Here is a 26988-nt window from a genome sequence, read left to right as displayed (position 1 = left end):
GCTGTCAAACGGCGTGCCACACGTTGCGCCGTGGTGCCAATACCACATCAAAACTGGTGGGGCGCAGGAAAAGTGGCAATTCACAATCGGGGAGCTTTTCGGGCGTGTCGGGCGGTCGGTTCGTAAGAATGGGCCTATGGTTGCGGTTGGGCAGGGGAGCGTACCGGGGGTCGATGTCGGGCGGTATCCACTGGATTCGCCGGGGAGTGACGGGTGGCTGCGGGCGGTGGCGGGGGCGCGGGCCGAGCTGGCGGCGGGGGGATGTTGCGTCCTGCGCGGGTTCATCCGGCCCGAGCTGGTGGAGACGCTGCGGAGCGAGGGGGAGGAGCTGGCTCCGCGAGCCCACTACACCGTCGAGAACGTCAACGCGTACAACATTCCCTTCGACGCGGGGCTGCCCACCGATCACCCGGGGCGGATCGTGCTGCAGCGTGGAAACGCTTTCGTCGCACGGGATCTCATTCCGCGCGAGGCGCTGATCCACCGGCTCTACATCGACACCCGGTTCCAGCGGTTCGTGGCCGACTGCTTCGGGCTCGCCGAACTGCACGAGTACAGCGATCCGCTGGCCGGACTGTGCCTCAATGTGGTCGCGCCGGGGCAGTCGCATCCCTGGCACTTCGACACCAACGAATTCACCGTCAGCATGCTCACCCAGGAGCCGGAAGACGGTGGGGTGTTCGAGTATTGCCCGGGCATCCGGTCACGGACGGCGGAGAACTTCGCCGACGTGCGCGCCGTGCTCACCGGCGACGGGGAACGGTTCATCCGCCGGCTGGCCCTGCGGCCCGGCGACCTGCAGTTGTTCCAGGGAAGGTTCTCGTTGCACCGGGTCGCACCGGTACACGGTGCGGTGCAACGGCATTCGGCGATCTTCGCCTACAGCGACAGTCCGGGACTGATCGGCACCGCCGAACGGACCCGGCAGCTGTTCGGGCGGGTGACGCCGGATCATCTGGCGGTCGGCGAGATCCGCGGCGACCGATTGCTCGACTGAGAGGGGACCAGCGCGTGCCGGTTTCGTTGCACAGTTCCACCGGAAAAGCCTCCTTCGACGACATCTACGATCGGCCCGATCCCCGCCAGTACTACGCCCGTATGGCCGAATTGGACTACCAGATACCGGAATTGGCGAAGCCGCACTTCCAGAAACTGCTCGACGAATACCGGTCCGCCACCGGCATCGCCACCCCCGCGGTCCTCGACCTCGGCTGCTCCTACGGCGTCAACGCGGCCCTGCTGCGCCTCGACACCACCATGACCGAACTCTCCGGGCACTACCGCGGCCGCGACGCTGACGACACCGCCGCCCTGCTCGACCGCGACCGCGCCCTGCTGCGCTCCGGCGACCGGCTGCCCGGAGTCCGATTCATCGGTATGGACGCCTCCCGCCCCGCCCTCGACTACGGCCACGCCGCGGGCTTCCTCGACGAGGTCGTGCACGCCGACCTGGAATCGGCCGAACCCACCGAAGCCCAGCGGCAGACGCTGGCCGGGGCCGACCTGATCATCTCCACCGGCTGCGTCGGCTACATCACCGAACACACCCTGCTGCGGGTGGCCCGCGCACACGGCGGGAAACTCCCGTGGATGGCGCATTTCGTGCTCCGCATGTTCGCCTTCGACCCCATCGCCGCGCACCTCGAGACCCTCGGCTACCGCACCGAACGCGCTCCCGGCGTCTACCGGCAGCGCCGCTTCGCCTCCCCGGACGAACAGGCGCGGGTGCTGAACGCCCTGGCGGGCAAGGGAATCGACACCACCGACGCCGAATCCGACGGCTGGCTCTACGCGCAGCTGTACCTGTCGCGCCCGAAACCCGGTACCGAGCGCGAACACTGATCCCGCGGACGCGGAAATCGCGGGATTCACCTCGAAGCGGGCGGTACGAGCTACGGTGAAGTCGTGGCACCAGCGAAGATCGTGATCATCGGCGGTGGATTCGCGGGCGTGGAATGCGCCCGCTATCTGGAGCGACGCCTCCGCCCCGAGGAGGCGTTCATCCAACTCGTCTCCCCGGACGCCGGACTGTTATATCTGCCGCTGCTGCCGCAGGTCGCCTCCGGCACCCTCAACCCGCGCTCGGTGTCGGTGCCTCTGCGCCGGCTGCTGCGCCGCACCGAAGTGGTGCCCGGCATGGCCGTCGGCGTGGAGCCCGGCACCCGGCGGGTGGTGGTGCGCCGCACCCGCACCTCCGGCCGCGAAACCGCCCTCGAATACGACCAGCTCGTCCTGGCGCCCGGCTCCATCACCCGCGTCATGGACGTTCCGGGGTTGCAGGAGCACGGATTCGGCATGAAGACCCTGGCCGAGGCCATGTACCTGCGCGACCACGTACTGCGGCAGCTGGATATCGCCGCCGTGCGCGGCGGCCTCGACGAGGACCAGGAACGGCTGAACTTCGTCACCATCGGCGCGGGCTACGCCGGAACCGAGACCGCCGCCGTCCTCAACAAGGTCTGCCGCGCCGCCGCCGGACGCTTCTTCCCCGAAGTCGAGTCCGGCATGGTGCGCTGGCACCTGGTCACCCGCGGCGACCGCATCATGCCCGAACTCGGCGACAAGCTCGGCGCGGAGGCGAAAAGGATTCTGGCCGAACGCGGCATCGAACTCATCACCGGCGCCTCCGCCGCGGAAGTCACCGCCAATGGCGTGAAACTCACCAACGGCCAATTCATCCCGTCCCGCACGGTGCTGTGGACCGCCGGGGTCGCGCCCAGCCCGCTGGCCGCGCATCTGGGCGCGGAAACCGACAAGGGCCGCATCGTCGCCCAGGCCGACCTGACGGTCCCGGGCCTGCCCGGCGTATGGGCCATGGGTGATGCGGCCGCCGTCCCCGACACCGTCGAAGGCGACGGTCAGGTCTGCGCGCCGACCGCGCAGCACGCCATGCGCCAAGGACGGCACCTGGGCAAGAACCTGGTCGCCACGCTGCGCGGCGAAACGCCCTCGCCCTACCGTCATCCGGACCTGGGCATGGTGGTCGATCTGGGCGGGCGCGACGCGCTGGCCCGGCCGCTCGGCCTGGGATTGCGTGGCGTGCCGGCACAATTCGTGGCGCGCGGCTACCACCTCATGGCGCTGCGCACGATCGTCGCCCGCGCCCGGGTGGCCTTCGACTGGGCCGTGCACGGCCTGGCCGGTGACGACTTCCTGCGCATCGGGTACGCCGACCACAAGGTCCACACCATCGGCGGCTTCGAACAATCCGGCTGCTACCTGCCCGCCGACGAGGTGCCGCGGGTGGTGAAGGAACTCGGCGACCCGGAGTGAACAAAACCGGTCGGTTCGGGGCAAACCGGATAGCCGCATGAAAACTGTTGTCGCGCAGTAAAACCACATCCTGGTCGGTCCGTGGCGGTTTCGCGCGAAAATGTGGCGCCCGGACGGCAACGATGGCAAGAATGGTGGCGTGACCGCCGGGGGACGGTGACACGTGTGCACAGCCAGGCTGCCCCAACCCCATCGACCATGAGGACACCCCTTGAGCGACAGCACCTTCGCCTTCGACGAGCAGCTGCCCCGCGTCCCGCTGCCCACCCTGGAGGAGAGCTGCACCCGCTTCCTGCACTGGTGCGCGCCGCTGCTGACCTCCGACGAGTACGCGGCCACCGCCGCCACCGTCGAGGACCTGCTGCGCCCCGAGGGCCCCGCCCGCACCCTGCACGCGGACCTGGAGCGCTTCGACGCCACCCCGGGCGTCGGCAGCTGGCTCGACGAGTTCTGGCCCTCCCGCTATCTGGGCCGCCGCGACCGAATCGCGTTGAACGCCAACTTCTTCTTCCTGTTCCGCGATGACACCGCGCTGGCCGGCTCCACCGGCTCCGACCAGAGCGAGCGCGCCGCGGCCCTGATCTCGGCGGCGGTGAACTACAAGCTGCGCCTGGACGCCGAGGAGATCCCGCCCGCCACCCAGCGCGGCACGCGACTCAATATGGCGCAGAACAAGTTCCTGTTCTCCGAGACGCGCATTCCCGGCGCGCCGCAGGACACCGTGCGTGTGCCCTACAGCGACGAATGGCCCGGGCACTCCGAAGCCCGCCACATCGTGGTCTTCTACCGCGGCAACATGTTCCGGATGGACGTCATCGGCGCCGGCGGCGCCCCGCACACCCCCGAGGACCTCACCGACGGCCTGCGCGCGGTCATGAAGGCCGGGACGCGCCGGGCCGCCACCAACTCCGCCGCCGGGCACCTCACCACCATGGCTCGCGCCGACTGGGCCCCGCTCTACGCCGCCCTGCGGCCCGCCAACGCCGCCGCCTTCGAGACCATCGAGACCGCGCTGTTCTGCGTCTGCCTCGAGGACTTCGCGCCCCGCGACACCCTGCACGCCTGCGACCAGTTGCTGCACGGCGACAGCGGCAACCGCTGGTTCGACAAGGCGGTGTCGTTCGTCGTCTTCGCCGACGGCGAGGCCGGCATCAATGTCGAGCACTGCGGTCTGGACGGCACCACCATCCTGTCCTTCGTCGACACCCTGCTCGAAGCGCCCGTCGGCGACCACGCCGCGCAATCCGGCGCGCAGGCACAGGGCCTGCCCGCCGTCGAACCCGTCGAGTTCACCTTCGGCCCCGAGGCCCGCACCGAGATCGCCTCGGCCGCCGCCTCGTTCGCCCAGTTCGCCGCCGACACCGCCACCTCCACGGTGTCGTTCGACTTCGGCACCCAGCGCGCCAAGAAGCTCGGCATCTCCCCGGACGCGCTGGCCCAGCTGAGCTACCAGCTCGCGCACCGCCGCAGCAAGGGCCTCAACGGGGCGACCTACGAATCCATCGCCACCCGCCAGTTCCGCAACGGCCGCACCGAGGCCATGCGCGTCATCACCCACGAGATGCTGGATTTCGTTGCCGCCATGGAGGATCCGGCCGTGGACCGGGACCGCAAACTGGTGGCCCTGCGCACCGCCGCCGAGGCGCACGTGCGCCGCGCCCAGGAATGCCAGCGCGGCGAGGCTCCCGAACAGCACCTGTGGGAGCTGCAGTGGATCCAGCGCCGCCGCGGCGAACAGCTCGGCGCGACCGAGGCGATGCCGTTCTTCGACAGCCCCGGCTGGACCATCACTCGCGACGACTACCTGAGCACCAGCTCCGCGCCGTCGGTGAACATCCAGTACTTCGGTTTCGGCTCCACCAGCCCCAAGTGCATCGGCATCGCCTACGTGCTGCTGCCCGACCGCTGGAACCTCTACCTGGCCACGCCCAAGCACGTCGCGCGGCAGATGCACGAGTTCGCCGACCAGCTGCGGGTGGCCGTGGCCGAACTCACCGAACTGCTCACCGTATAACCGATTGCGGGGAGTGTGCGCCCGTCTGAGAGAATCACTCCCCGTGAAATCTTTCGAAGCCCTGTTCGCCGAGCTGCAGGATCGTGCCGCCAACCGCCCCGAGGGGTCGGGCACCGTCGCCGCCCTGGACGCCGGCGTGCATGCGCAGGGCAAGAAGGTGCTCGAGGAAGCCGGCGAGGTCTGGATCGCGGCCGAGTACCAGAGCGACGACGAGCTCTCCGAGGAGATCTCGCAGCTGCTGTATTGGGTGCAGGTGCTGATGGTGGGCCGCGGGCTGCGGCTCGAGGACGTGTACCGACATCTGTGACGCACCGGTCGCTCCGCACACACCGTGCGGAGCGACCGTTCGTCCCCCTGTCGGCCATGTCTTCCCTTCCCATTCCGAAAGGACCTCCCATGCTTCGCGTCGCAGTCCCGAACAAGGGCGCCCTGTCCGAGTCCGCCGTCGGCATCCTCACCGAGGCGGGCTACCGCAAGCGCACCGACTCCCGTGAACTGAGCGTGCTCGACCCGGTCAACCAGGTCGAGTTCTACTTCCTGCGGCCCAAGGACATCGCCATCTACGTCGGCTCCGGCGAGCTCGACCTCGGCATCACCGGCCGTGACCTGGCCCTGGATTCCGGTGCGCCGGTGCAGGAACGGCTCGCCCTGGGCTTCGGCCGCTCCACCTTCCGCTACGCCGCCCCCGCCGGGCGCGAATGGAAGGTCGAGGACCTGCAGGGCAAGCGGATCGCCGCCTCCTACCCGAACCTGGTCCGGGGCGACCTCAAGGCGCGCGGCCTCGAGGCCGAGGTCATCCGCCTCGACGGCGCGGTCGAGATCTCGATCCAGCTCGGCGTCGCCGACGCCATCGCCGACGTGGTCGGCTCCGGCCGCACCCTGCGCCAGCACAATCTGGTCGCCTTCGGCGAGTCGCTGTGCGACTCCGAGGGCGTGCTCATCGAGGCCAAGGGCGCGGACCAGAACGACAAGGCCCGCAACCAGCTCGTCGCCCGCATCCAGGGCGTGGTCTTCGCTCAGCAGTACCTGATGCTGGACTACGACTGCCCCAAGGCGCTGCTGGACCGGGCCGTCGAGATCACCCCCGGCCTGGAGTCGCCGACCGTGTCCCCGCTCACCGATCCCGACTGGGTCGCGGTGCGCGCGCTGGTGCCGCGCAAGAACGGCAACGAGCTCATGGACCGGCTCGCCGACCTGGGCGCCAAGGCCATCCTGGCCACCGACATCCGGTCCTGCCGCGCCTTCTGATCCGCGTCGAGGTCAGGACGGGTCGAGCTCCGGCTCGTCCTGACCCGATTCGACCGGACCGGACGGGAAAGGCGGTGGCGTGCCGCCGAATTCGGGGCATAGTCGCTTGAAATCGCAGTACTGGCACATCCAGCCCGGGCTGGGCGGGAACTCGCCGGTCTCGGCGGCGGTGACGATGGCCGCCCACAGTGCCGACAGGATCCGCTCGAAACGCAGCAGCTCCTCCGGATCCGGGGCGTAGGTCAGGGTGACGCCGTCGGCCAGGTACATCAGCCGCAGCTGTGCCGGGGCCCGGCCCTGGGTGCGGAGCAGGACCAGGGCGTAGAACTTCAGCTGGAACAGCGCCCGGGTCTCGTACGCCAGGCCCGGGGCGCGGCCGGTCTTGTAGTCGATGACGTGCAGGTCCCCGTCGGCCGAGCGGTCGATGCGGTCCACGATGCCGCGCAGCGGGGTGCCATCGGGCAGATCGGCCTCGATGAAGGTCTCGCACGACTCGGGCTCGAATCCGGCCGGATCCTCGAGCCGGAAGTACACGTCCACCAGCTTGCGCACCTCGGCCAGGAACCCGGGCAGTTCCTCGTCCGGGATCAGCGACTCCACCTCGGGCCGGGACTCGCGCACCCCGGTCCAGGCGGGTTCGATGAGCGCGGCCGCGGCCGCCACGTCCCGCTCGGTGGCGGGCAGCCCGAACAGCGACTCCAGCACGGCGTGCACCACCGTGCCGCGCACCGCCGCCCGCGAGGGCGGCTCCGGGATCTGGTCGATCACCCGCAGCCGGTACTTGAGCGGGCACTGCTTGAAATCGATTGCGCGCGAAGGGGACAGCGCGGGCCCCCGCGGCGCGAACCGCTCTGTCTCCGGGGTACTGATCGCGTCGACCGACATACCTGGCAGGCTAAACGCAGGCACCGACAAGGTGCGCACGAATTCGCCGCAGCACAATCGCAGCGACGCACGTTTCACGACAACACGCAGAACGGAGTTTCATGACGGCCAGACGGACCGGCCCTTTCCAGATCGGTGACCGGGTACAGCTGACCGACGCCAAGGGGCGCAAGTTCACGGTGATCCTGGAGGTGGGCAAGGAGTTCCACACCCACGCCGGCCACATCAACCACGACGACCTCATCGGCGCCGACGAGGGCTGCGTGGTGAACTCCGCCAAGGGCACCCCCTACCTGGCGCTGCGCCCCCTGCTCACCGACTACGTGCTGTCCATGCCGCGCGGCGCGGCGGTCATCTACCCCAAGGACTCCGCCCAGATCGTGCACGAGGGCGACATGTTCCCCGGCGCGAAGGTACTCGAGGCCGGGGCCGGGTCGGGCGCGCTGACCTGCTCGCTGCTGCGCGCGGTGGGCCCGGAGGGCAAGGTCATCTCCTGGGAGATCCGCGAGGACCACGCCGAGCACGCCGTCAAGAATGTCGAGCGATTCTTCGGCGAACGTCCCGAGAACTGGGAACTGACCCTGGGCGATGTGACCGAGTACTCCGGCGAGCAGGTCGACCGGGTGGTCCTGGACATGCTCAAGCCGTGGGAGGCGCTCGAGGCGGTCTCCAAGGCGCTGATCCCCGGCGGCGTCTTCCTGGCCTACGTGGCCACCACCACGCAGCTGTCGGAGGTGGTCGAGGGACTGCGCCGCCAGGGCTGCTGGACCGAGCCCGCCGCGTGGGAGTCCATGGTCCGCCCGTGGCACGTGGTCGGCCTGGCCGTGCGCCCCGAGCACCGCATGCAGGGCCACACCGCCTTCCTGGTGAAGGCCCGCCGCCTGGCCGACGGCGTCACCGCGCCGCGCCCGCAGCGCCGCCCCTCCAAGGGCTGACCCGAACGCACGAATGGCGCCTCGGGGCGGACATCACAGGATGTCCGCCCCGAGGCGCCACCGGTTTGCTCGCTCCCCGCTATTGGCAGGCGGCGCGGGCCATTCCGAGGACGGTGCAGGCGCCGGCGTCGGAGAGCTTCCAGGTGCCATCGGCGTACTGGAACGCCATCGGGACGTCGGGCATGGTGCCGTGCGGGGAGGTCACGCTGACCTTGGCATCGGCCTTGGTGCCGTCCTGTTTGATCTCGCCGACGGCGAAACTGACCTGGTAATGCGCGAGTCCCTGGTTCATTGTCTCGATATTTCCGAGACGCTTGTCCCCGTCGACGACTAGTTTGGCTTTGTCGGCGGCCGGTTTTGCCGGGTCGGCGAAGGCCGTGAGGACGCTCTGCAGGCTCTCCGCGGTCGGCGCGGGCGTGGCGGCGGCCGACGACACGGACGTATTCGTGGGCGAAGAACCCTTGTCGTCGGAGCTACATGCGGTCACAGTTGCGGTAGCGGCCGCGAGGGCCGCGACGGTAGCCAGGGAAACACGAAGCGTCCGGGAGACGTTGCGCATACCAGGAGTACGACTGGTGGGAAGGAGCATCAACGGCACCTTTCGGCTCGGGCCGGCGTTAACTCGCCGGAAACAGGTTAGGGCAGGCTAACATGCCTGTCCGGCCCGTGGGCCGCAGCCTAGATGTGATCACGACGAAACCATGTCGGAAAGCGGGAACGGTTAGAGCCCGGTAGCGTTGATAGACCGGGACTGGGAGGAGCAGCATCATGAGCCCCATCGAACATTCGGATTCGGCAGCCTGGAGGGAACTCGAGGCCGTACGTGCCGAGGCAGCTGCACTCCGGAGGCAACTCGCCGACACACCCGATCGCACACGGGAATTGGAAGCGCGTGTTGATTCGCTGACGATTCGCAACACCAAGTTGATGGACACCCTCAAGGAAGCGCGCCAGCAACTGGTCGCTCTCCGTGAGGAAGTGGATCGCCTCGGCCAGCCACCCTCGGGCTACGGCGTTCTCATCGGTGTGTACGACGATCAGACGGTCGATGTGTTCACCTCCGGACGCAAGATGCGGCTGACCTGTTCGCCGAACATCGACACCACCACCCTCACCTACGGCCAGACCGTTCGCTTGAACGAGGCGCTGACCGTGGTGGAGGCCGGAAACTTCGACGCCATCGGCGAAATCGGCACGCTGCGTGAGATTCTCGACGACGGCCGCCGGGCCCTGGTCGTCGGGCACGCCGACGAGGAGCGCGTGGTCTGGCTCTCCGGTCCGCTGTCCGCGCTGGTGGACGTGGACGACCTCGAGGATCCGGATCGCCCGATTCGCAAACTGCGCCCGGGTGATTCGCTGCTGGTCGACACCAAGGCCGGCTTCGCCTTCGAGCGGATCCCCAAGGCCGAGGTCGAGGACCTGGTGCTGGAAGAGGTCCCGGATGTCAACTACGAGGACATCGGTGGCCTGTCCCGCCAGATCGAGCAGATCCGCGACGCCGTCGAATTGCCGTTCCTGCACAAGGATCTGTTCCGCGAGTACGCGCTGCGCCCGCCCAAGGGTGTGCTGCTCTACGGTCCTCCCGGTTGCGGTAAGACGCTGATCGCCAAGGCCGTCGCCAACTCGCTCGCCAAGAAGATCGCCGAGGCGCGCGGTGAGGACGCCAAGGAAGCCAAGTCGTTCTTCCTCAACATCAAGGGCCCCGAGCTGCTCAACAAGTTCGTGGGTGAGACCGAGCGCCACATCCGGATCATCTTCCAGCGGGCCCGCGAGAAGGCGTCCGAGGGCACCCCGGTGATCGTGTTCTTCGACGAGATGGACTCCATCTTCCGCACCCGCGGTTCGGGCGTCTCCTCCGACGTGGAGACCACCGTTGTGCCGCAGTTGCTCTCGGAGATCGACGGTGTCGAGGGCCTGGAGAACGTCATCGTGATCGGCGCCTCCAACCGCGAGGACATGATCGACCCCGCGATCCTGCGGCCCGGCCGCCTGGACGTGAAGATCAAGATCGAGCGGCCCGATGCCGAAGCGGCGCAGGACATCTTCTCCAAGTACCTGACCGAGACGCTCCCGCTGCGCTCCGACGATCTCAACGAGTTCGACGGCGACCGCGGCAAGTGCGTGCAGGCCACCATCGAACGCGTGGTGGACCGCATGTACGCCGAGAGCGACGACAACCGCTTCCTGGAGGTCACCTACGCCAACGGTGACAAGGAAGTCCTGTACTTCAAGGACTTCAACTCCGGCGCCATGATCCAGAACATCGTGGACCGGGCCAAGAAGTACGCCATCAAGTCGGTCCTGGAAACCGGCAACCCGGGTCTGAGCATCCAGCATCTCTACGATTCGATCGTGGACGAGTTCTCCGAGAACGAGGACCTGCCCAACACCACGAATCCCGATGACTGGGCTCGCATCTCGGGTAAGAAGGGCGAGCGCATCGTCTACATCCGCACCTTGGTGACGGGGAAGAACGCCAGCGCCAGCCGCGCCATCGACACCGAGTCCAACACGGGTCAGTACCTGTAAGGTTCGGAAAAGCCAAGAGGCCCGTCTCCTTTCGGAGGCGGGCCTCTTCGTCTGCGCGGAAGCCGGAGCCGGGGCTCAGCTTCCGGGGATGAAGCCCGGGTAGACCCAGTGGCTGACCCCGCCGCCGGGGGCCAGGTAGCCGGTGACATTGGGGTAGTTCATCGCCAGTCGCTTGAGCTGGTGCGGGTTGCCGTCGGCGTCGGCCTGGAAGCAGCTGGTGGTGACGCCGTGGAAACCGGAGCACACGATGCGGGTGGAATTGCCGAATGGCGAGGTCAAACGGGCGCGGTCGACCAGGGGGTTCCAGTAGTCGAGGTCGCTGGGGGTCAGGAAACCGGTGGCTTCGAAGACGTAGATCGGGCTGTTCGGCTGCTGGACCGGCCAGTCGTCGGCCGAGGCGGTACCGGCGCCGAGGGTGAAGGCGGCCCCGGTGACGACGGCGGCCGCGGCCAGCCGGGTGACGCTGCGGGTGATCATGTTCATGTACCCCTCCATGGAACGTCGATAGACACTGCGCGCATCAGTATCACACCGGCGCGCGATCCTCGGTCCAGTCCCGGTGGAGGCGGCGTTCCCGGGAAACTGTTCCCCATTTGTCGCCGTGTTTTACCTGCCCGCCATCGCGGGAGGTGGAACATCAGTGGATGGCGAATGTGCGAGCGGCGCTGGTGCAGACGAGCTGGACCGGCGACAAGGAGTCGATGATCAAGGCGCACGAGGATTATGCGCGTCAGGCGGCCGCGGCCGGGGCGAAGGTGATCTGTTTCCAGGAACTGTTCTACGGGCCGTACTTCTGCCAATTGCAGGACACCAAGTTCTACGACTACGCCGAATCGGTGCCGGGCCCGACCGTGGAGCGATTCGCGGCGCTGGCCCGCGAACTCGGCCTGGTCATGGTACTGCCGGTGTACGAGCAGGAACAGCCGGGCCTGCTCTACAACACCGCGGCGGTGGTCGACGCCGACGGCCGCTATCTCGGCAAATACCGCAAACACCACATTCCGCACGTGAACGGGTTCTGGGAGAAGTTCTACTTCCGGCCCGGAAATCTGGGCTGGCCGGTCTTCGACACCGCGGTCGGCCGCATCGGCGTCTACATCTGCTACGACCGGCATTTCCCCGAGGGGTGGCGGGCGCTGGGCCTGGCGGGCGCGGAGATCGTGTTCAACCCCTCCGCTACCTCGCGGGGATTGTCGAGTTATCTGTGGAAGCTCGAGCAGCCCGCCTCGGCGGTGGCCAACGAATACTTCATCGGGGCCATCAACCGGGTGGGCATCGAGGAGTACGGGGACGACGATTTCTACGGCACCAGCTACTTCGTCGACCCGGAGGGGCAGTTCGTGGGGGAGGTGGCTTCCGACACCGCGCCCGAACTCGTCGTGCGCGACCTGAACATGGACCTGATCAAGGTGGTGCGCGATCGCTGGGCCTTCTACCGCGACCGCCGCCCCGACGCCTACGGAAAGCTGGTGGAGCCGTGAGCATCACCTTCATCCACGGCGGAACCGTGGTGTCCGCCACCGGAACCCAACCCCTCGACGTCCTCATCGACGGTGAGACCATTGCCGCGGTGGTCCGGCCGGGCTCCACCGCGCTGGGCGCCGACCTGGCCGCGGCTGCCGACACCGTCATCGACGCCACCGGCAAATACGTGATCCCCGGCGGCGTCGACCCGCACACCCACATGCAGCTGCCCTTCGGCGGCACCGAGGCCTCCGACACCTTCGAGACCGGGACCCGCGCCGCGGCGTGGGGCGGCACCACCACCATCGTCGACTTCGCCGTGCAGAAGCCGGGGGAGCGGGTGCAGGACAGCCTGGCGCTGTGGCACGAGAAGGCGGACGGGCGCTGCGCCATCGACTACGGGTTCCACCAGATCGTCGGCTCGGTCGACGCCGAATCCCTGAAGGGCATGAGCGAATTGGTGGCCGAGGGCGTCACCAGCTTCAAACTCTTCATGGCCTACCCGGGCGTCTTCTACTCCGACGACGGGCAGATCCTGCGCGCCATGCAGACCGCCGGTGATCTGGGCGCGATGCTGATGATGCACGCCGAGAACGGGATCGCGATCGATGTACTCGTCGCGCAGGCCCTGGCCCGCGGCGAGACCGCCCCGGTGTATCACGGTCTGACCCGGCCGTGGCAGATGGAGGAAGAGGCGACGCACCGCGCGATCATGCTGGCGCAGTTGACCGGTGCGCCGCTCTACGTCGTGCACGTCTCCGCCAAGCAGGCCCTGGAACAGATCGCCGAGGCGCGGGGCAAGGGGCAGAACGTGTTCGGCGAGACCTGCCCGCAGTACCTGTACCTCTCCCTGGAGGAGAACCTGGCCGCACCGGGTTTCGAGGGCGCCAAATGGGTGTGCTCGACCCCGCTGCGCGCCCGCGCCGAGGGACATCAGGACGAGCTGTGGCGCTACATCCGCACCGGTGACGTCTCCACCGTGGCCACCGACCACTGCCCGTTCTGCATGAAGGACCAGAAGGAACTCGGGCTCGGCGATTTCAGCAAGATTCCCAACGGGATCGGCGGCGTCGAACATCGCCTCGACCTGATGTTCCAGGGCGTCAAGGACGGTCGCATCTCGCTCGAGAAGTGGGTGGAGGTGTGCTGCACCGCCCCGGCGCGGATGTTCGGGCTGTACCCGCGCAAGGGTGTGATCAGCCCCGGCGCGGACGCCGATGTGGTGATATACGACCCGAACGGGCACACCGGCATCGGGGTCGGCAAGACCCACCACATGAACATGGACCACTCGGCCTACGAGGGCTTCGAGATCGACGGCCACGTGGACACCGTGCTCGCGCGCGGCCGGGTGATCGTCGACGGCGGGCAGTACCTGGGCAGCGCCGGGCACGGCCGATTCCTGAAACGCGGTCTGTCGCAGAGTCTCATCTGACCCATCGGCCAACGAGGGGAGAGTTCCGGTATGGACATCGGTGTGGTGTTGCAGTGCAACCCGCCCGCCTCCCGGGTGATCGAACTGGCCAGAATCGCGGAGACGCACGGGTTCTCGCACGTGTGGACCTTCGATTCGCACCTGCTGTGGCAGGAGCCGTACGTCATCCACAGCCAGATCCTCGCCGCGACCCGGCGGGTGGTGGTCGGGCCCATGGTGACCAATCCCGCCACCCGCGACTGGACGGTCACCGCGTCCACCTTCGCCACCCTCAACGACATGTTCGGCAACCGCACCATCTGCGGGATCGGCCGCGGCGATTCGGCCGTGCGCACCCTGGGCGGCCGGCCTGTGAACCTGGCGACGCTGCGCGATTCCATCGGCGTCATCCGGGAATTGGGCAATGGCCGCAGTGCGCGGATCGGGGACACGGTGATCCACTTCCCGTGGGCGAGCGAGTCGCGGCTGCCGGTATGGGTGGCCGGATACGGGCCGCGCGCCCTGGAACTCGCCGGGGAGGTGGGCGACGGGTTCATCCTGCAGCTCGCCGATCCCGACATCACCGCCTGGACCATCGCCCGCGTGCGCGCGGCCGCCGAACGCGCGGGCCGCGATCCGGGTGCGATCTCCATCTGCGTGGCCGCGCCGGCCTACGTCACCGACGGCACGCCCGAGGCCCTGGCCCACGCGCGCGAGCAGTGCCGCTGGTTCGGCGGGATGGTCGGCAACCATGTTGCCGAGATCGTGGCCCGCTACGGCACGCACTCCGAGGTGCCCGACGCGCTGACCGACTACGTCGCGGGCCGCCGGGGGTACGACTACAACGAGCACGGCCGGGCCGGGAACCCGCACGCGGACTTCGTGCCCGACGAGATCGTGGACCGGTTCTGCGTGCTCGGCACCCCCGACCAGCACCTGGCCCGGCTGCGCGAACTCGAGGCGCTGGGCGTCGACCAGTTCGCGGTCTACCTGCAACACGACGCCAAGACCGCGACCCTCGACGCGTACGGCGAATCGGTCCTGCCGCGCCTCACGCCCGCGACCGATGCCACAGTCCACCGGTCGTTGTGATGTAGATCACACTTTTATCAAATCGATATAAACGCAGATGGAACGCGTTCTACCGTGTAGTTCCGGTCGGGTTGCTGAAAGTTCTCCGGGCAAAGGCCTTCCCTTTGATTGTGAACCGTGGATGATTCACATACCCGACATGTCATGGATAGATGAGGAGTAGCAAGTGACCGGATCCGCTGAGGATTTCCTGGCTGCAGTTCTGATCAAGACCATCACGGGTCTGTTCAGCGGCAGCGCCGGTGGTAGCACCCAGCCGACCGCCTGAACGTAGCAAGACACCGAGAGCCCATCGAATCGCGCGGGATTCGGTGGGCTTTCGGCGTTTCCCGCGGACGCGCCGACGACGGTCGGATCGACACGACGCGACCGCGGCAGCCTCCCGCGTTCGCGCGGTGTCATGTCGTAGCTTGAACGACCGTGAGGCAACTGACCGCGACGCTGGTGGTTCTGGGTCTTTCCATCCCCCTGGGGCAGGTCCCCGCGCAAGCGGAGCCGGATCCGCCGGCGTCCGTGGTGGTGACGGTGGCGCCGTCCGCCGGGGCACCGGAGGCGCCGAATCCGCTGCAGCAGTGGATCGACGAGCATGTGCCCGCGCCGATGAAGATGGTCCCGCGCGCGGCGCGGCCGCTGGCGGCGCCGGGCGATCTGCCCCCGGAGCTGACGGAGTTCTGGAAGGCCGTGCAGTCCCCGCCGACGGGCGACCCGCTGTTCGACGCCTGGCCCGCCGATCTCGAGCGCTACGCGCCCGGTGAGATCCTGGATTCGCGCGATGTGACGGACTCGGCGCGCCCGACCATGCTGCTGTTGAACCTCACCGGCATCTCGCGGGCCACGCTCCTGAAGTTCCGCACCACCAACTCCGCGGGCGAGCCCTCGATCGGCACCGCGACCCTGGTCCTGCCGCCGAAGGAGTGGACCGGGCCCGGCCCGCAGCCGGTGCTGGTGAACGCGCCTGCCACCAATTCGCTCAACAAGCGCTGCACCCCCGGGTACGTGCTGGCCCACGGCATGGAGGTGCCGACCGGCAACGACTTCACGCCGTCACCGACCACCTGGGCGCTCGAGCACGGGTACGCGCTGATCATTCCCGACCACGAGGGGCCGCTGATGGCCTACTCGGAGCCGACGGTCGCCGGGCACAACGTGCTGGACTCGATCCGCGCGGTCCGCGAGTTCGCCCCGGATCGGTTCGGGAACAGTCGTTTCGCCTCGACCGGCTACTCCGGCGGCGCGATCGCGTCCAACGCCGCGGCCATGCTGGTGTCGGACTACGCGCCGGAGTTGCTCCCGTATTTCGCGGGTGCGAGCTTCGGGGGGCTGGTCAACGACTATCGCCGCTTCGCCCACACCTTCGACGGCTCCTACATCTCCGCGTTCCTGCTCAGCACCGTGCTCGCGCTCGGCCGCGAGCACCCGGAAATCCTCGGCCTCATGAACCACGCGGCGCAGTGGCTGGCGACCTCGCCCATCAAGGACAACTGCAGCGGCAGTTTCGGTGCGCTCGGGATCGCGCCCATCCCGGTCGACATCATGGCCAAGGTCGACAAGTCCCTGGACAGCGCCGCGGCCGAATCGGTGTTCCGGCAGCTGAGCATGCAGGACCGGAAATCGGGTGTGCCGCTGTTCATCTACCACGGCGTCCACGATCCGTGGGTTCCCGTGTCGGAGGCCGAGGAACTGTGGCGCGCGCAGTGCGAGCTGGGGGTGGCCGCGACGAAGAACATCGTCGGGGGTGAGCACCTCGCCGCCTACGTCAGCTCCTACGGCGCGACCATGGACTGGCTGGATCAACGCCTGCGCGGCGTCCCTACCTCGGGAAACTGTGCCGCGCCCGCCGGCGGCCGGTGACGCCGGTTCAGCGCAGCAGATCCCCGATCAGCACCCGGGTGTCGGGGACGAACGGCCAATGCGGGTCCTCCACGTAGGAGCGCAGCTCCTCGTCGCTCCACCACCAGCCGTCCACGATCTCCTCGGGCTGATGGGTGATCGGGCCGTCGTAGCGCAGCTCGTAGGCGAACAGGTGACAGCGCATCGGCCGTCCCTCCCACTCGCCGTCCCAGGCCGCGGCCGCCAGCGGCAGCGGGCGGTCGTCGTGCGGGCCCAGCACGATGCCCAGTTCCTCGCCCAACTCGCGGACCGCGGCCTCGGCCGGGTCCTCGCCCGGTCCCAGCACCCCGCCGGCCAGGCAGTCGTGCATGCCCGCGAAGACCGCCTTGGTGTCGGTCCGCTTGTGCACGTACACCTTCGACCCGTCGAGCGACCGCACCAGCACGCCCGCACTGGCATGCCAGAGGCCCCGCTCGTAGACCACGGCGCGCTCCTGCGCGCCGACCTCACGCCCGACCGCGTCGTACACCGCGATCATCTCCGGCATGTACGGGCCCTCCTCGCTGCCGCGCCGCGGGACCCGGCGCTCTGAACAGCACTTTAGTGATGCCGCCGGGTGGACGAGCGGTACGGTCGAGTATCGCGGCGCGCCGCGGTTCCACCCGCTGTCGCGAGGGGGCCGCCGGGGCCCGCCCGGCGGCGTATCCTCAGGGGCGCAACCGTTTTCGTCAGGGAGGACGAGACCATGCCACTGCCGCGGACACTGGCGAGGATCAATCGCCGGATCAGCAATCCGGTGTTGGGGATCGCGGCCCGCGTCACACCGCTGTTCGGGGTCGTGGTGCACCGGGGCCGCAAGTCGGGGCGGGTGTACCGGTCACCGGTCATGGTCTTCCGGCGCGCGGACGGCTACCGGATCGCGCTGACCTACGGGCGGGACGTGGACTGGCTGAAGAACATTCGCGCCGCGGGCAGCTTCGAGTTCGAGACCCGCGGGCGCACCGTCACCCTCACCGATCCGGTCCTCGGGCACGACGCCAGCGCGTCCTGGGCGCCGCCGCTGGTGCGGCAGGTGCTGGTGGGCCTGAACGCCGCGGACTATGTCCAGGCCCGGCCCGTGGACCGCTGACCGGCGGCATGCTCGAAATTTGCCAGGGGTGGTTCGGGCCGGGTCGGCGACGGTTCAGCGCACCCGGAGCCGGATGATGACGCAGCCCTGCTGCCATCTCTGGTAGGCGTCGGCCCGATTCGGAGTGCCGTCAGCGTCGAATCCGATGCCGTTGAACTTCGCCCACTGCTTGTTGTGGCGGGCGATGGCCTCGGAGAGCCGGATGACCGTGTCCTCGTCGGAGAGCACCTCCGCGTCGGCGCTGTGCTTCGGGCCGCCGAACGACACTTCCAGGGGGACGTCCTCGCGGATATTGCTCACCCACGGGTGCTTGGCGGTGCCGATCAGGATGTCGCCCTCGTGGCGGGTGTAGGCCGGCGGCGGCGCTTCTGAAACTGGCGTACGGCGCGGTGCCGCGTCCGAAATTTGCTGGAAAGAAGCTGTAGATTTCGAGTGTTCACAGCATGATCCGGTGGCGAGGAGCGCGCGTTGACCGATGTGGTGGATCGACCGGCCCGGTCGAACGGTGGTGGACGGCATGCCAAGCCCGTGGAGCGGCCGCCGTTCGCCTGGCTGACCGTGGCCGCGGTCGCGGTGCCCGCCGCCGTGGTGCTGCTGCTGTCGGCGCGCCGCTACGGCTACTTCGGCGACGAGCTGTACTTCCTGGCCGCGGGCCGCCGCCCGGCGTTCGGCTACGCAGACCAGGGCCCGGTGCTGCCCCTGCTGGCGCGGTTGATGGACACCATCGCGCCGGAGTCCTACTTCGTGCTGCGGCTGCCCGCGGTCGCGCTGACGGTGACCGCGATCGTGTTGTGCGCCCTGCTGGCCCTCGAATTCGAGGGCGGCCGCTGGGCGCAGCTGCTGGCGGCCATCGGCTACGCGAGCTCACCGTTCCTGCTGTTGCAGGGCACCATGCTCACCACCAATGCCGTCGACACCGCGCTGTGGGTCATCATCACCTGGCTGGTGGTGCGCTGGGTGCGGACCCGCGACGATTGGCTGCTGCTGGCCGCCGCCCTCGTCACCGCCGTCGACATGCAGGTGAAGTGGCTGATCCCGTTCTTCTGGATCGCGGTCGTGATCAGCAGCATGCTGTGCGGGCCGCGGGAATTGGTGCGCAGGCCGCTGTTGTGGACCGGCGGCGCGATCGTGGTGCTGGCCACCGTGCCCGAACTCGTCTGGCAGGAACGCCATTCGTGGCCGCAGTTGAAGATGGGCGGGGTGATCGGGTCCGAGCAGGGCATCCTGGGCGGGCGGCTGCTGTTCCTGCCCATGTCGATCAGCCTGGCCGGATACCTCGGGGCGCTGCTGCTGCTGTGGGGATTGTGGGTGCTGCTGCGCTGGGATGTGCTGCGACCCTACCGGTTCCTGGGCGTCACGCTGCTGCTGTTGTTCGCGGCGTTCCTGATCACCGGCGGGCGGATCTACTACGCGGCGGGCATGTACGCGGTCATGATCGCGGCGGGCGCGGTCGGTGTGGTCGGCACGGCCGAGCGCATCGCACCGCTGTGGCGGCGGGCGCTGACCGCGGGCCTAGCCGTACTCGCCGTGGGCGCAACGGCTTTCACGCTCTACTCGACGCCGTGGCGGCCCGCCGACGAGGTGCATCCGCCCAAGGACGATGCCGAGGCGGCGATCAATATCGGCGTCTACGGGTCCTTCGGCTGGCACGAGCTCACCGACGAGGTGACCCGCGCCTACGCCGCGCTCAGCCCGGCCGAGCGTGAGCGCGCCGTCATCATCACCGACACCTATTGGCAGGCCAGCGCTCTGGACGAGTTCGGTCGCACGCACCTGCCGCCGCTCTACAGTCCCAGCCGCGGTTTCGGCTACTTCGGTACCCCGCCCGACGACGCCTCGGTGGTCCTGGCCGTCGGCGGCTACGAGGCGGTGCTGCGCAGCCAGTTCGAGCACGTCGACCCGGTCGGCAAGGTCGACACCCGCCTCGGGTTCAAGGGCAATACCCAGGACGTCACCATCTGGAAGTGCTCGGGTCGGAAGAAGCCGTGGTCACAGGTGTGGCCGCAGTGGATGCACCTGTAAACGGCCGGACCACCGCCGCCGCGGCCGCCTCGCGGTCGCGGCAGGTGCGCACCGCCGCCGCCAATCGCGGGAGCGGCGCGACCAATTCGTCGCTCAGCGGGCCGTGCAGGCCGAGCTGACAGAGCACGCCGGTGGCGGCCAGGATGGTGCGCCCGATCGGCGCGTACTCCGGCGGGGTGGTGAGGTGGCGCGACACATTGGACAGGCTCGGCTCGGTGGCGCGCCGCACCTGGGCGCGCAGCCACGCCTGGGTCAGGTGGGCGTCGCGGTGCCGGTACAGGTCCACGATCGGGTCCACCATGCCGACCAGGTCGGCGATCGCGAAGTCCCGTTCCGGGCGTACGAATCCGTGCTCGCGCAGCGCCACCTCCAGGTCGGCGGGGCTGCCGTTGAGGGCCGCCTCGCCGATATCGCCCACCAGCGTGGGGAATTCGGCCGGGAACGGTGAGCACGCGCCGAAGTCCAGCACGCCCAGGCGGCCGTCGGGCAGCATCCGGAAATTGCCCGGATGCGGATCGGTGTAGAGCAGCCCGGTCCTGGCGAAGCTCGACATGACGAAACGCGTCACCAGCAGTCCCGCCCGGGTGCGCTCGGCGGGCGTGCCCGCGGCGATCACCCGGTGCAGCGGGACGCCGTCGAGCCATTCGGTGACCAGCACGTCGCCCTGCTGATCCACCACCGCCGGGAGGTGGAAGTCGGGGTCGTCGGCGAAGGCGGCGGCGAAGATCCGTTGCGTGGCGGCCTCTTCGGCGTAATCGAGCTCCGCGCCGATGCAGGCGGCGAACGCCTCGGTCACCGCCCGGGTGTCGAGGTCCGGGGCGAAGACCTTGGCCAGCGGCGCGAGCCGGCGCATGTGCTCGAGATCCGCCGCGACCGCCGCCCGGGCCCCGGGATACATGAGCTTCACCGCGACCCGCCGCCCATCCGGCCACACCGCGCGATGCACCTGTCCCACCGAGGCGGCGGCCGCCGCGCGAGTGTCGAACTCGGCGAATCGGTCCCGCCACCGGTCGCCCATCGACGCGGCCATGGCCGCGTCGACCGCGGCGGGCAGCATCGCGGGCACCGAATCCTGGAGCCGCGTCAACGCCTCCCGATACGGCTCGCCCAGCTCCGGCGGCAACGCCAGTTCGTAGAGCGCGAGCAGCTGACCCAGCTTGGCCGCGACGCCCTTGAGCTCGCCCAGCACCTCGAACATGTGCTGGGCGGTGCGCGCCTGGATATCGAGTTCGACCTCGCGGGACGGTGTTCCGAGCGCCCGCCGCCCGAGCCCGCCCACCCGGCGCGCGGCATAGGCCACCGGCAGCGCGGTGATCTTGGCGGTCCGGGCCGCGGCGCGGGTCGGCAGGCCGTCGGCCGAGCCGGTCGAGCGGCGGCGCGCACCCCGCACACCGCCCTGGCGCGGTTCGAGCATCGAGAACCTCCGAAACGTCGAGAGCCTCACTGTGTCACGGTGTCGATCTTCGCGGCTGGGCGGCGGTGACCGCAAGGACCGGACAGGCGACCGCGCCGGGCCTAGCGCCCGAACGCCGTGGCCGGACCGAGCGGCACCACCAGCGCCGACGGATACGCGGCGGTCCGCTGGATCTGCTGCGCGGTGCCCAGCAGCCGGCCCAGATCGGCCGGATTCGGGATGGTCGACGGGAACGTGCCGCTGGTGATGCGCAGCCGCAGCGCGTGGCCGGGTTCCAGCCGGTGGAAGGCGGGGCGGATCTTGATCTCCATCCGCACCACGTCGCCGGGGGAGAGCAGCTGCTCGTTCTCCTTCAGCACGGTGTGCTCGGGCGCGTACACGGTGCCGTCGCCGCTGCGCCAGGTCTTGCCGTCGTCGAGGGTGCGCTGACTGGCCAATTGCGAACCGCCGGTGATGTTCACGGCCGTCCCGTCCGGCGCGACGTCATCGAGCCACACCTGGAAGGCGGCGTCCGAACCGGTGGAGGAGGCGTACAGGGTGACGGACGACGGCCCGGCCAGCATGGTCGGCTCGGTCACCGGGTCCATGGTGTAGCGCAGCCCGGTGGTCGGGTTCCGCACCCACTCGGTGCACGGGTTGGAGACGGTGAAGACCCGGAACACGAAGTCGAACAGGCCCGCCGCCCACTGGCCCAGCGTCTCGCGATTGCAGATATTGTCGATTCCGGTGTAGTTCAGGCGATCCGAGGCGTCGACGGCCGTCGGCCTGTCCGCGACGAGGCGGTCGCCGTCGAAGTAGCGCTGCTCGACGGTGGCCTGCTCGAACGGGTAGCGCGCGGTGTCGGCGGCGGTGTTGTTCGCGTCGATGACGTGCAGCGGCGTGCGGGTCTCGTCGATGCCGTTGGGAATGTCCTTGAGCCACCGGTCGAACCAGGCCAGGGTGATCTGGTCGGTGTCCATCCGCGAGCCCGGGCCCAGGCCGAGGCCGACGTGATACCAAGGGCCCATGAGCAATTGGTAGCGCCCGTCGGCCTGCTGATCGGCGGCCATCGGCGCGAACTGGTCGCGCCCGGCGGCCAGATTCTGCAACTGCGCGTAATTGCGCACCGCGCCTTCCTGATACAGGTCCCACCAGCCGTCCACCTGGTACATGGCGATGCCGTTGTCGACCAGGTTGTGCAGATCGGTCTCGAAACGCCTTTCACGCCACCAGGAGTTGTCGTAGGCGGTGGCGCCGCCGGTGTAGGCGTCGAAGAGCAGTTTCACGGTGCTGGTGTCGGGGCCGACCAGGGCGGCGAGGTGATCACCGAGGGACTTCAGGAAGGTCTGCGGCGACAGCGGCGCGGTCAGGAACGGGCCGATCAGGCTCAGGTACGGGACCATGAGCGAGATGACGGTCAGCAGCAGCGGGCTCATCATGCCGTCGTGGTTGAGCACCTCGTCGAAGATATTGTTGGGCACCGCGAACGGCACGATAGCCTTCAACGGCGAATCGGGGCCGATGGTCTCGGCGGTGCGCATGGCCGACAGGCCGGGGAAGGAGTAGCCGTACATGCCGACCTTGCCATTGGAGCCGGGCAGTGTGGCCGCCCAGTCCACCAGCTCCACACCGTCCTTGCCGTCCTGCTGCGAGGCCGGGCTCCACGCGCCGGTGGAGCCGCCGGTGCCGCGCACATCAGCGGTCACCTCGATGTAGCCGTGCCGGACCAGCATGTCCTGCATGGAGGTGGCCTGATTGATGACCCGTCGCGCATCCTTCAACTGATCGGGCAGCTGGATGTGCAGCTCATCGATGACCGAGGTGATGGCGGCGGTCAGCGCGCTGGCCACCGCACCGTAGGTGGTGAAGTTGACGACCACCGGGAACTCGCCCGCGGCCCGCTGCCCGGTCGCCGGATCGGTCGGATACCGCACCTCGGTCTGCAACTGGGTGCCGTCCGACAGGGAAACCACTTGTCCGAGTTGATAACCCACCCCGTACCGCTCCGGTGTGGGCCGGTAGTCCGAGGGCAGGCCGAAGTTGGCGGGCGCGTCGGGCACCGGCCCGAACACGGGCGCGGCCCCCGACGGCGTGGTGGCGGCGATGGTCATGGCGAGCGCGGAGAAGCCCGCCACGGCCCAGGGGGCCAGGCGGCAGCGGCGCGGCCGGAAGGTGCTGCTCAACGAAGTACCTCTGCGGATGGTCGGGAGGTCCCGGCGGGCGCGGACCGGATGCCGCGCCGCATGACCTCGTCGTCGGTGTTCAGCACACCGCACAGTGCCCGCGCGCCGGTATCGGCAATCGCCAAGAGAGTAGCCGAGGGCATTGTGCAGCCGACCAAACCGCGGGCTCGGCGGAATGGGCAGGAGGAACGCGACAGTCCACCACGCGGGTACGTTGCGGACCGCGACCAGGAGCCGTGCGCGACGGACCGGGATGCGCGGCGTGCGGCGCGGACCGGCGACGTGCAGCCACCCGGCGTGGGATCGGTGGCGGCGCCGACTACGGTGCGAAGCAGGCGGTTTCGAGCCGCCGGGCGATCCGGGCGGCCGACAGGGTCATGGCGTCGGTCGGGCGGTGCGGATCCAGGCCCGTCAGCTCGTGCACCCGGGCCAGGCGATAGGTGACGGTATTGCGGTGGACGTTGAGCAGCCGGGCTGTGGCCAACTGGTTGAAGCCGGTGTCCACGAACACGTCCAGGGTGTCGGTCAGCACCGTCTGACTGTCGAGCGGCTCGAGCACGGCCGCCAGCCCGGGGCGCGCGGAACCACCTGCGGCGACGGTGTATTCGAACATCAGGTCCGCGCGGCGGCACACCGGCTGCGGGCGGCCCAGGCAGCGGCCGAGCTCGGCCAGCGTGCGCACCTCGGCGAACACCTCGGGGATCGCGGCGCGGCTCGCCGCGGTGGCGACGCCGACCCAGAACGGGGCGGGCGCGGCCGAGCGCGGCTGCTCGGCCGGTGCGGAGTGCCCGAGAACGAGCCGGCCCGGCAGGCGCGCGGTGAGCGCCGCCAGGGTCGCCGTGCCGTCATCGCCGGAATGCAGTGGCAGCAGTGCCGTCCAGCCGCCGCTGTCCAGGCGCAGGAACACACCCGGGATGGCTTCGATGCGGTGGCGCAGTTCGCTCGTGTCGCCGCCGCGGGCGGACCCGAGCCGGAAGGCGGCGAGCAGGAACGCGTCGGGCACCGCCACCGCGGGTTCGCCCGCCCACTCGACGGGGTCGCGGCCGGTGAGCAGCGCGTCGGCAATGGTCCGGCGGCGTTCCAGCAACTCCCAGCGCGGGTCGTGGGCGCGCTGCACGCAGGCGGTGGCGATGCGGGTGGTGAGCAGGGTGATGTAGCGCAGCAGCGAGATCGCGGCGTCGTCGAGGAGTTCGCGTTCGGGTCCGTGGGCGGTCTCGCGCACCCGCGACCAGATCAGCTCCGCGCCCAGGCTGTATCGGTTGAGCACTTCCTCGAGCGTCTCGCCGTCGCGGATGCGGCTCAACGCGATCTGCACGACCTCGGCGGTGTCCTCGGGCGAGGGCGCGACACCGGTGCGCAGGAACTCGAAGAACAGGTCCACGTTCAGGGCCGTGCCGCGCTCGAAACCGCTGGTCACCAGGGATTCCGGGAGCTTGGGGTAGGGCGGCGCGAGGGCGGGGAATTCCGCGCGCGCCACGACGGCGCGTCGGTACAGCTCCTCGAGCGTCCGATCCCGTAATCGCGCGTGCATAACTCTCCTACTACCCGTACAGCGACTCGATAGTAGCGGCGTAGGTGATAGCTATGGGTTTGCGCCTGAGTTTTCCGGTCGCCGTGAGGTGATCGGAGCCCGGGACCCACACCTCCGGCAGCACCGCGAACTTCTTGATCTGCTCCACCCGTGAGAGCTTGCCGTTCGCCGCGTCCACGCCTTCCTGGAGGGTGGCGAGCACGCGCGGATCGCGGGCCAGGGCCGCGATGTCCCGCTCGGTTAGCTGATGGCGCTCGGCGAACGCGGCGGCCAGGTCGGGGTCCAGGCAGATCAGGGCGGTGTTGTAGGCGCGACCCTCACCGATCGCCACCACCGCACCCGCCAGGGGAGTGTGCTCCGTGACGGTGTTCTCGATAGTGGTGGGCGACATGTTCTTGCCGGCCGCGTTGATGATGAGTTCCTTCTTGCGGTCCACGATCCGCAGGAAGCCCTCGGTGTCGAGTTCGCCGATATCGCCGGTGTGCAGCCAGCCGTCGGCGTCCACGGTCTCGGCGGTCTTGGCGGGCTCACCGCGATAGCCGCGCATCACGCTGCCGCCGCGCACCAGCACCTCGCCGTCCTCGGCGATGGCGACTTCGGTGCCGGGGAACGCGGTGCCGACGGTGCCGATCTTGATGCGGGCCGGGCGGTCCATGGTCGCGCCCGCGGTGCACTCGGTCATCCCGTAGCCCTCGCACAGCGGCAGGCCCAGGCCGAGGAAGAACTCGTGGGTGTCCTTCGGGATCGGGGCGGAGCCGGTGACGGCGATGCGAATCCGGTCCAGGCCCAGCTGCGCTCGCACGGCCGACAGCACCAGGCGATCCGCCAGCCGGAACCGCCAGGTGTCGAGGACGTTCAGCGTGCGTCCGTCCGACGCCGCGCGGGCTCGCGCCCGGCCGCTCGCGATCGCCCAGGCGATGAGGCGGCGTCTGATCGAGCTCGGCTCGGCGGCGAAGCGTTCCTCCAGCGCCGCTTTGACTTTCACCCACACGCGCGGCACACCCATGAACACGGTCGGATGCACCTCGGACAGCGCCGCGGCGACCTGTCTCAAATCCGGGCAGGTGGTGATCTGGCCGCCGGTCAGGATCGAGAGATAGTGCGAGAGCCAGCGATTGGCGGCGTGCGCGTCGGGCAGATAGGAGATCACCCGGTCGGCGGGGGAGCCACCGCCGAACTCGTCCACCACCCGGGCGTTCTCGAGGAAATTGGTGTGGGTGAGCTCCACGCCCTTGGGCGGGCCGGTGGTGCCGGAGGTGTAGACGATGGTGAGCAGGTCCTCGGGAGCCACGGCGCGCCAGGCGGATTCGAAGTCGAACCCGCCCGGCGCGGCGGCCTCGATCTCCGCCAGTACGACGCACCCCGCGAGCGCCTCGTCGACACAGATCACGTGTTCCACGGTCGCGCCCTGCTCGGCGGCCCGTGCCACCGCGGCGCGGACCTGCGGCGCGAACTGCGCCTCGCAGATCACGGCCTTGTTGCCCGCATTGGTGAACTGGTAGGCCAGCACCTCCACCGGATTGGTGTTGTACACCGAGAACGGGGTCGCGCCGGTGTGCAGGATCGCGGTGTCGCACAGGTGGAATTCGGGCCGGTTGGTCATCATCAGCGCCACCGTGTCGCCCCGGCCGACGCCGAGCGCCGCGAGGCCGGTGGCGATGGCGCGCACCCGGTCGGCGTACTCGCGCCAGGTGATCGAGACCGCCCCGCCGAGGGTGCGCAACGCGATCGCGTCCGGATAACGGGCGGCGGTGGCCTGGAACGCTTCCACCATGGTGCGCGGGGTCGTCCCCGCTACCGATGTTGAACTCACGGTTCCAGCAGATCGCACAGCGTGTGGGGCGGACCAGGGGCAATGGAGAAGAACTGGGACAGGCGAGTTGTGCACTGTGCCAAAAACACGGGGGAGCGGCAGGGCAGGCCGGAACCGTGGATCCCACGCCGACGTCTGCACGCTGACCATTGTAGCGAATGATCTTGGTGCACAAGCTCATTCGTGTCCGACCGGGCGTCTCCGCGACGTAACCTGTTAGCACGACAGGACCG

23 protein-coding genes are annotated in these 26988 nt (G+C 69.0%); 14 read left to right on the top strand and 9 right to left on the bottom strand.

What is annotated here, in order from left to right; translation table 11 throughout:
• Window positions 1-136: 136 nt before the first annotated feature.
• The 6 genes from ACQPYY_RS19355 to hisG all read left to right on the top strand — a co-directional run bounded on the left by ACQPYY_RS19355 (window position 137) and on the right by hisG (window position 6535).
• Complete coding sequence (locus ACQPYY_RS19355) at window positions 137-997, top strand: HalD/BesD family halogenase (RefSeq protein WP_433590441.1); 861 nt, start codon at window positions 137-139, stop codon at window positions 995-997.
• A 14-nt stretch (window positions 998-1011) separates the two neighbouring features.
• On the top strand, window positions 1012-1842 hold the full coding sequence (locus ACQPYY_RS19350) for a class I SAM-dependent methyltransferase (RefSeq protein ID WP_433590440.1): 831 nt from the start codon (window positions 1012-1014) through the stop codon (window positions 1840-1842).
• Window positions 1843-1905: 63 nt separating this feature from the next.
• Entirely contained in the window at window positions 1906-3273 is a 1368-nt protein-coding gene (locus ACQPYY_RS19345) for an NAD(P)/FAD-dependent oxidoreductase (protein ID WP_433590439.1), read from the top strand.
• A gap of 211 nt (window positions 3274-3484) precedes the next feature.
• On the top strand, window positions 3485-5287 hold the full coding sequence (locus tag ACQPYY_RS19340; protein ID WP_433590438.1) for a choline/carnitine O-acyltransferase: 1803 nt from the start codon (window positions 3485-3487) through the stop codon (window positions 5285-5287).
• Between the two features lie 43 nt (window positions 5288-5330).
• On the top strand, window positions 5331-5594 hold the full coding sequence (locus ACQPYY_RS19335) for a phosphoribosyl-ATP diphosphatase (protein WP_357085381.1): 264 nt from the start codon (window positions 5331-5333) through the stop codon (window positions 5592-5594).
• 89 nt (window positions 5595-5683) lie between these two features.
• Window positions 5684-6535 (top strand): ATP phosphoribosyltransferase, encoded by an 852-nt coding sequence (gene hisG, locus ACQPYY_RS19330; protein WP_379107159.1) that lies wholly within the window; start codon window positions 5684-5686, stop codon window positions 6533-6535.
• A gap of 12 nt (window positions 6536-6547) precedes the next feature.
• On the opposite strand, the gene ACQPYY_RS19325 is transcribed toward hisG, so the two are convergent.
• Window positions 6548-7420, bottom strand: coding sequence for a RecB family exonuclease (locus tag ACQPYY_RS19325; RefSeq protein WP_433590437.1), 873 nt, complete (start codon window positions 7418-7420; stop codon window positions 6548-6550).
• A gap of 101 nt (window positions 7421-7521) precedes the next feature.
• On the opposite strand from ACQPYY_RS19325, the gene ACQPYY_RS19320 reads away from it, so the two are divergent.
• Window positions 7522-8355, top strand: a complete 834-nt coding sequence (locus ACQPYY_RS19320; protein ID WP_379107155.1) for a tRNA (adenine-N1)-methyltransferase — start codon at window positions 7522-7524, stop codon at window positions 8353-8355.
• 79 nt (window positions 8356-8434) lie between these two features.
• Here ACQPYY_RS19320 and ACQPYY_RS19315 read toward each other — a convergent pair whose 3' ends face one another.
• Window positions 8435-8791, bottom strand: coding sequence for a hypothetical protein (locus ACQPYY_RS19315; RefSeq protein ID WP_433590436.1), 357 nt, complete (start codon window positions 8789-8791; stop codon window positions 8435-8437).
• Between the two features lie 332 nt (window positions 8792-9123).
• On the opposite strand from ACQPYY_RS19315, the gene arc reads away from it, so the two are divergent.
• Entirely contained in the window at window positions 9124-10884 is a 1761-nt protein-coding gene (gene arc / locus ACQPYY_RS19310) for a proteasome ATPase (protein WP_357284036.1), read from the top strand.
• A 75-nt stretch (window positions 10885-10959) separates the two neighbouring features.
• On the opposite strand, the gene ACQPYY_RS19305 is transcribed toward arc, so the two are convergent.
• The gene (locus ACQPYY_RS19305) at window positions 10960-11367 is read right to left on the bottom strand and encodes a hypothetical protein (RefSeq protein ID WP_379107151.1); all 408 of its coding nucleotides are present in this window, start codon (window positions 11365-11367) and stop codon (window positions 10960-10962) included.
• A 161-nt stretch (window positions 11368-11528) separates the two neighbouring features.
• Here ACQPYY_RS19305 and ACQPYY_RS19300 point away from each other — a divergent pair, with 161 nt between their 5' ends.
• From ACQPYY_RS19300 to ACQPYY_RS19285, 4 genes are all read left to right on the top strand, one after another.
• Window positions 11529-12365 (top strand): nitrilase-related carbon-nitrogen hydrolase, encoded by an 837-nt coding sequence (locus ACQPYY_RS19300; RefSeq protein WP_379107149.1) that lies wholly within the window; start codon window positions 11529-11531, stop codon window positions 12363-12365.
• Entirely contained in the window at window positions 12362-13783 is a 1422-nt protein-coding gene (gene hydA / locus ACQPYY_RS19295) for a dihydropyrimidinase (protein ID WP_379107146.1), read from the top strand. The genes ACQPYY_RS19300 and hydA overlap by 4 nt, the downstream gene beginning before the upstream one ends.
• Before the next feature lie 30 nt (window positions 13784-13813).
• Window positions 13814-14854: a TIGR03842 family LLM class F420-dependent oxidoreductase gene (locus ACQPYY_RS19290; RefSeq protein WP_433590435.1), complete on the top strand. Its 1041-nt coding sequence runs from the start codon at window positions 13814-13816 to the stop codon at window positions 14852-14854.
• 420 nt (window positions 14855-15274) lie between these two features.
• Window positions 15275-16705 (top strand): lipase family protein, encoded by a 1431-nt coding sequence (locus ACQPYY_RS19285; protein WP_433590434.1) that lies wholly within the window; start codon window positions 15275-15277, stop codon window positions 16703-16705.
• A 7-nt stretch (window positions 16706-16712) separates the two neighbouring features.
• Here ACQPYY_RS19285 and ACQPYY_RS19280 read toward each other — a convergent pair whose 3' ends face one another.
• Window positions 16713-17231 (bottom strand): NUDIX hydrolase, encoded by a 519-nt coding sequence (locus ACQPYY_RS19280; RefSeq protein WP_357284016.1) that lies wholly within the window; start codon window positions 17229-17231, stop codon window positions 16713-16715.
• A gap of 198 nt (window positions 17232-17429) precedes the next feature.
• Between ACQPYY_RS19280 and ACQPYY_RS19275 the strand changes: the two genes are divergently transcribed.
• Window positions 17430-17813: a nitroreductase family deazaflavin-dependent oxidoreductase gene (locus ACQPYY_RS19275; protein ID WP_379107138.1), complete on the top strand. Its 384-nt coding sequence runs from the start codon at window positions 17430-17432 to the stop codon at window positions 17811-17813.
• Between the two features lie 54 nt (window positions 17814-17867).
• Here ACQPYY_RS19275 and ACQPYY_RS19270 read toward each other — a convergent pair whose 3' ends face one another.
• The gene (locus tag ACQPYY_RS19270) at window positions 17868-18113 is read right to left on the bottom strand and encodes a hypothetical protein (RefSeq protein WP_433590433.1); all 246 of its coding nucleotides are present in this window, start codon (window positions 18111-18113) and stop codon (window positions 17868-17870) included.
• Between the two features lie 177 nt (window positions 18114-18290).
• On the opposite strand from ACQPYY_RS19270, the gene ACQPYY_RS19265 reads away from it, so the two are divergent.
• On the top strand, window positions 18291-19835 hold the full coding sequence (locus ACQPYY_RS19265) for a glycosyltransferase family 39 protein (RefSeq protein ID WP_433594681.1): 1545 nt from the start codon (window positions 18291-18293) through the stop codon (window positions 19833-19835).
• Here ACQPYY_RS19265 and ACQPYY_RS19260 read toward each other — a convergent pair.
• The 4 genes from ACQPYY_RS19260 to ACQPYY_RS19245 form a co-directional block, all read right to left on the bottom strand.
• Complete coding sequence (locus ACQPYY_RS19260) at window positions 19765-21249, bottom strand: ABC1 kinase family protein (RefSeq protein ID WP_433590432.1); 1485 nt, start codon at window positions 21247-21249, stop codon at window positions 19765-19767. The genes ACQPYY_RS19265 and ACQPYY_RS19260 overlap by 71 nt on opposite strands.
• Before the next feature lie 101 nt (window positions 21250-21350).
• Complete coding sequence (locus ACQPYY_RS19255; protein WP_433590431.1) at window positions 21351-23411, bottom strand: CocE/NonD family hydrolase; 2061 nt, start codon at window positions 23409-23411, stop codon at window positions 21351-21353.
• 319 nt (window positions 23412-23730) lie between these two features.
• Window positions 23731-24942, bottom strand: coding sequence for a PucR family transcriptional regulator (locus ACQPYY_RS19250; RefSeq protein WP_433590430.1), 1212 nt, complete (start codon window positions 24940-24942; stop codon window positions 23731-23733).
• 10 nt (window positions 24943-24952) lie between these two features.
• Entirely contained in the window at window positions 24953-26716 is a 1764-nt protein-coding gene (locus tag ACQPYY_RS19245; protein ID WP_433594680.1) for an AMP-dependent synthetase/ligase, read from the bottom strand.
• Between the last annotated feature and the right edge of the window lie 272 nt (window positions 26717-26988).

Source organism: Nocardia sp. CA-145437 (genome assembly GCF_050956485.1).
Taxonomy (GTDB): domain Bacteria; phylum Actinomycetota; class Actinomycetes; order Mycobacteriales; family Mycobacteriaceae; genus Nocardia.
Note: the sequence above shows the minus strand (reverse complement) of the source record. Positions and strands in the feature narration are given on the sequence as shown.

Bases quoted from the DNA above. Each gene is read 5' to 3' on its own strand.
- ACQPYY_RS19355 (WP_433590441.1), top strand. From the start codon at position 137: ATGGTTGCGGTTGGGCAGGGGAGCGTACCGGGGGTCGATGTCGGGCGG.
- hisG (WP_379107159.1), top strand. From the start codon at position 5,684: ATGCTTCGCGTCGCAGTCCCGAACAAGGGCGCCCTGTCCGAGTCCGCC.
- ACQPYY_RS19325 (WP_433590437.1), bottom strand. From the start codon at position 7,420: ATGTCGGTCGACGCGATCAGTACCCCGGAGACAGAGCGGTTCGCGCCG.
- ACQPYY_RS19320 (WP_379107155.1), top strand. From the start codon at position 7,522: ATGACGGCCAGACGGACCGGCCCTTTCCAGATCGGTGACCGGGTACAG.
- arc (WP_357284036.1), top strand. From the start codon at position 9,124: ATGAGCCCCATCGAACATTCGGATTCGGCAGCCTGGAGGGAACTCGAG.
- ACQPYY_RS19305 (WP_379107151.1), bottom strand. From the start codon at position 11,367: ATGAACATGATCACCCGCAGCGTCACCCGGCTGGCCGCGGCCGCCGTC.
- ACQPYY_RS19300 (WP_379107149.1), top strand. From the start codon at position 11,529: ATGGCGAATGTGCGAGCGGCGCTGGTGCAGACGAGCTGGACCGGCGAC.
- ACQPYY_RS19290 (WP_433590435.1), top strand. From the start codon at position 13,814: ATGGACATCGGTGTGGTGTTGCAGTGCAACCCGCCCGCCTCCCGGGTG.
- ACQPYY_RS19280 (WP_357284016.1), bottom strand. From the start codon at position 17,231: ATGCCGGAGATGATCGCGGTGTACGACGCGGTCGGGCGTGAGGTCGGC.
- ACQPYY_RS19275 (WP_379107138.1), top strand. From the start codon at position 17,430: ATGCCACTGCCGCGGACACTGGCGAGGATCAATCGCCGGATCAGCAAT.
- ACQPYY_RS19260 (WP_433590432.1), bottom strand. From the start codon at position 21,249: ATGCTCGAACCGCGCCAGGGCGGTGTGCGGGGTGCGCGCCGCCGCTCG.
- ACQPYY_RS19250 (WP_433590430.1), bottom strand. From the start codon at position 24,942: ATGCACGCGCGATTACGGGATCGGACGCTCGAGGAGCTGTACCGACGC.
- ACQPYY_RS19245 (WP_433594680.1), bottom strand. From the start codon at position 26,716: ATGGTGGAAGCGTTCCAGGCCACCGCCGCCCGTTATCCGGACGCGATC.